Consider the following 3,975-nt stretch of genomic DNA (forward strand, 5'->3'; position numbering starts at 1 on the left):
CCAACTGGGCTACCTGTTGAGTATCTACTCGTACCCCCTTAGTCTTCCATTGTTGATTTCCACAGTTGGAGCAGATGGTCGGTTTCAATACTTCGTAGCGGTCTACACGCCCAAATCCTTTTCTCGTCTTCCCTTGATGTCCTGGTTGTCCTCCTGGTTTTCTTTTTGTCTCTTTTTTGGCTTCTTCCAACCCTACTTCTGGTTTTCTCTCGCTTTTTTTCAGCAAGTCAGTTGAAGGGGGTTTCGATGAGGTTTGGCTGTCGAGGTTGAGGCTCTGTTCCAGTTGTTCTATTCTTTTTTCTAGCTTCTCAATCAGCTTTTGTTGGGTAGTCACGATTTCTGCCAGTTTCTCATTGGACAACTGGCGCAGTTCTTCGGCTTTGAAGGGGTGATTAGCTTCGCTCATTATTGGCTACTTTAATCTCTTTTTCCTTTTTGTCAACCCTGATACCTGAATCCTTACAATTTTAAAACCAAGCTTATGAAGCAATTTCTAACGTATCCAATCAGCGAACTTCTAAAGTTTAATTTACTCGAAATAATTACCAGTTTGACGACAAAAAAAATAAATTAATGCTTCTAGCGCTCGAACGGTAGCGATCGTTTGAAAAAATGAAGAGATTGATGCGAAGTAGCACTCATTTGAATACTCGAACGAGTCTACGAATTGTTAACGAGCCGGCGTAGCTGTAATTAAAATACTCGATATCGCCCGCATTTGCTAGTATTGAGTTTAGCCAGTCGCTGGCAATTGCTTGCTGCTTAAAGAGGTGAGGAAATCCGAATCATCATTGTCTGGGTATCACAAGGTGAGCTATTTAAAGCGATCGGGCAAGATCGATCTTAAAACTGTAGTAATTTATATCGATTAGATAACGATAATAACTTATGGCTGTACTTGAAAAAGGCAACATCACGATTCATACCGAGAATATCTTCCCGATTATCAAGAAGTCTCTTTACACCGACCACGAAATCTTCTTACGGGAATTGATTTCTAATTCAGTCGATGCTATTTCCAAGTTAAAAATGGCATCTTTGGCTGGCGAAACTCAAAAAGAGATTGAAGAACCTAAGATTACCATTGCTTTAGACAAGTCTAATAAAACTATTTCTGTCTCCGATAACGGTATCGGAATGACAGCTGATGAGGTTAAAAAATATATCAACCAAGTAGCTTTCTCGAGTGCGGAAGACTTTATCAAAAAGTACGAACAAAACGCTAAAGATTTAATCGGTCACTTTGGCTTGGGTTTTTACTCCTCGTTTATGGTGGCGCAAAAAGTAGAGATCGATACTCTTTCGTATAAAGAAGGAGCGACTGCGGTACACTGGTCTTGTGATGGTTCTCCCGAATTCGAACTAACCGAAAGCGATCGCCAGAAAGTAGGTACTACTATTACTCTTACTCTTCAAGACGACGAAGTAGAATATGCCGAACCCCAGAGAGTCAGACAGTTAGTTAAAACTTACTGTGACTTTATGCCGGTTAAGATCGTTCTCGATGGGGAACAGATTAACAAGCAGGACGCTTTATGGAAAAAATCGCCTCAAGAACTTAAAGACGAAGATTATTTAGAATTCTATCGCTACCTCTATCCCTATCAAGAAGATCCCCTGCTATGGGTGCATCTAAAAACCGACTATCCTTTCTTACTTAACGGAATTCTCTATTTTCCCAAACTAAAACCGGATGTAGATGTATCTAAAGGACAGATCAAACTCTTCTGCAATCAGGTATTTGTCAGCGATCACTGCGAAGAAATCATTCCCGAATTTTTGATGCCGTTGCGGGGTGTCATCGATAGTCCTGATATTCCTTTAAACGTCTCTCGTAGTGCTTTAACCAACGATCGCACCGTTCGCCGTATTGCCGACTTTATTGCCAAGAAAATCGGCGATCGCCTGAAATCACTCTATAATGATGACCGTCAGGAATACATTCGCTGTTGGACGGATGTGGGAACTTTTGTCAAATACGGCGCGATGAGAAATGAAAAATTTAAAAAGCAGGTCGAAGATTTTATTATCTATCGCACTACCTATCAACCAGATAGTTCTGCCAGTCAAGAACAAACTCCCAAGGTAGAAGTTCAAACCGAATCTGGAGATGCTTGGCAGGATGTCTCTGACGAGAAAAATAATCATGCCGCTACCGAACCCTACACTACTTTGCAAGAGTATCTCGATCGCAATAAAGATAAACAGGAAAATCGAGTTATTTACTGTAGCGATCCCGATACTCAAAGTACCTACGTAGAACTCTACAAAAAGCAAGGTTTGGAAGTTCTCTTCTTAGACTCTTTTATCGATGTTAATTACTTCATTCCTTTTCTAGAAAGAGAATATTCTGAGGTTAAATTCTCTCGCGTTGATTCGGAACTAGATAATACTCTAGTTGAAGACGATAAAGCACAGGAAATAGTCGATCCTAAAACTAATAAAACTCGTAACGACTTAATTAAAGAACTGTTCGAGAAAGCGATCGATAAACCTAGAGTTAATATCAAAACTCAAGCGATTAAATCCGACGATCCGCAAGCAACACCACCAGCTATGGTTCTCTTGCCCGAAGCCATGCGACGCTTGCAAGAAATGACGGCTTTAATGCAAGAAAAATCTATGGCGTTTCCCGAAGACCACATCTTGCTAATCAATACTGCCCATCCCTTGATTCAAAATCTACTGGAATTAAATCGCGGTACGATTATCCAAAGCGGGGGCGACGGTACTAACCCGATGGTCAATCTGATGTGCCAACATATTTACGATTTAGCGTTGATGGCACAAAAAGCTTTTGATGCTGAAGGTATGAAGACTTTTGTAGAACGTTCCAATAAGGTTTTAACCCAACTAACTCAAAAGTAAACACTGAGGGGTAAAAGGGAAAGAGAGTAATAGTTACTTTTTTCCTTTATCCCTATCTCGACCTCAGTCTGTAGATTATAGTTATCTTGCTATAATTGAACATTGTGTCGTTAAAATGGAGGCTAATTGTGGCTCGTAAATGTCAACTTACAGGTAAAAAAGCGAATAACGCTTTTGCAGTGTCTCATTCTCACCGCCGGACTAAGAAATTGCAGCAAGCAAATCTTCAATGGAAAAAAGTTTGGTGGACCGAAGGCAATCGTTGTGTTAGGCTACGTCTTTCTACTAAAGCCATTAAAACCTTGGAGAAAAAAGGCATTAACGCAATGGCAAAAGAAGCAGGAATTAACCTCAACAAGTATTAATTGGAATGATATTAGCTTTAGGCAATTGCCAAAATACTTTTTTTCTATAAAAACTAGTACTAGTTCGCTCCGATCCTCCTTAACCAAGGAGGATTTATGCTATCTGTCGAGTGATGACTGATGTAAAATGAGACGATTTCCCTTGGGATCGTAAGTATATATTTCTCTGCCATGAGAGGCAGTAATAATTTCTCCTGAAGGAGGATAGCCAATTGCTTGTAAATGAGCGATCGCTAATTCTAAATTGGGTACTTCCAAGCAGATACTCATACTGCTGCTTTGAGAGTTGGCAAATTCCATTTGTCGCTCTTTTTTAGGCTGAAAAATACCGAGACGCAATCTTTTTAGCTTAAACTCAGCATAAACTTGTGGAATGTAGGGAAAAGGCTTCTGTTGCAGTAGTCGACTGTAAAAAACGACTAAGTCTTCGCTACTGGTCGTGGCTATAGTCACAAAAGCCTCATTGTAGGCAAAATTCATGTTATTTTCATACAACCAAGTAAACTATCATTAGTATATATACGATAGATTACATTTGCAATAAAACCACGGTCCTCAATCTCTTGGATCGCATACTTTAGCAACCAAATTTGACAGCTTAAATTTTATTATCCTTTTCGATCCATTCGCGCTCAACATTGCTGATAAATTAAAAATACTTGGCATCATTCCAATGATTAAAGTTTTAGTAAGGATTCAGGTATCAGGGTTGACAAAAAGGAAAAAGAGATTAAAGTAGCCA

Annotated in this window: 4 protein-coding genes; 2 read left to right on the plus strand and 2 right to left on the minus strand. The window is 39.6% G+C overall.

All coding sequences use genetic code 11. The annotated features are described in order from the left end of the window. The coding region (locus ACLFKQ_RS15320) for a DUF6444 domain-containing protein (protein ID WP_448998436.1) at nt 1–406 on the minus strand (406 nt) is incomplete at its 3' end. A gap of 482 nt (nt 407–888) precedes the next feature. Here ACLFKQ_RS15320 and htpG point away from each other — a divergent pair. Then, nucleotides 889–2,868 carry a molecular chaperone HtpG gene (gene htpG, locus ACLFKQ_RS15325; RefSeq protein ID WP_449000666.1) on the plus strand — a complete coding sequence of 660 codons (1,980 nt, stop codon included), beginning with the start codon at nt 889–891 and terminating at the stop codon, nt 2,866–2,868. A 128-nt stretch (nt 2,869–2,996) separates the two neighbouring features. Beyond that, nucleotides 2,997–3,233, plus strand: coding sequence for a 50S ribosomal protein L28 (gene rpmB, locus ACLFKQ_RS15330; protein ID WP_449000667.1), 237 nt, complete (start codon nt 2,997–2,999; stop codon nt 3,231–3,233). Between the two features lie 99 nt (nt 3,234–3,332). On the opposite strand, the gene ACLFKQ_RS15335 is transcribed toward rpmB, so the two are convergent. Continuing rightward, the gene (locus tag ACLFKQ_RS15335) at nt 3,333–3,713 is read right to left on the minus strand and encodes a VOC family protein (RefSeq protein WP_449000668.1); all 381 of its coding nucleotides are present in this window, start codon (nt 3,711–3,713) and stop codon (nt 3,333–3,335) included. Nucleotides 3,714–3,975 lie beyond the last annotated feature (262 nt).

The sequence above is a fragment of the Myxosarcina sp. GI1(2024) genome, assembly GCF_053543375.1.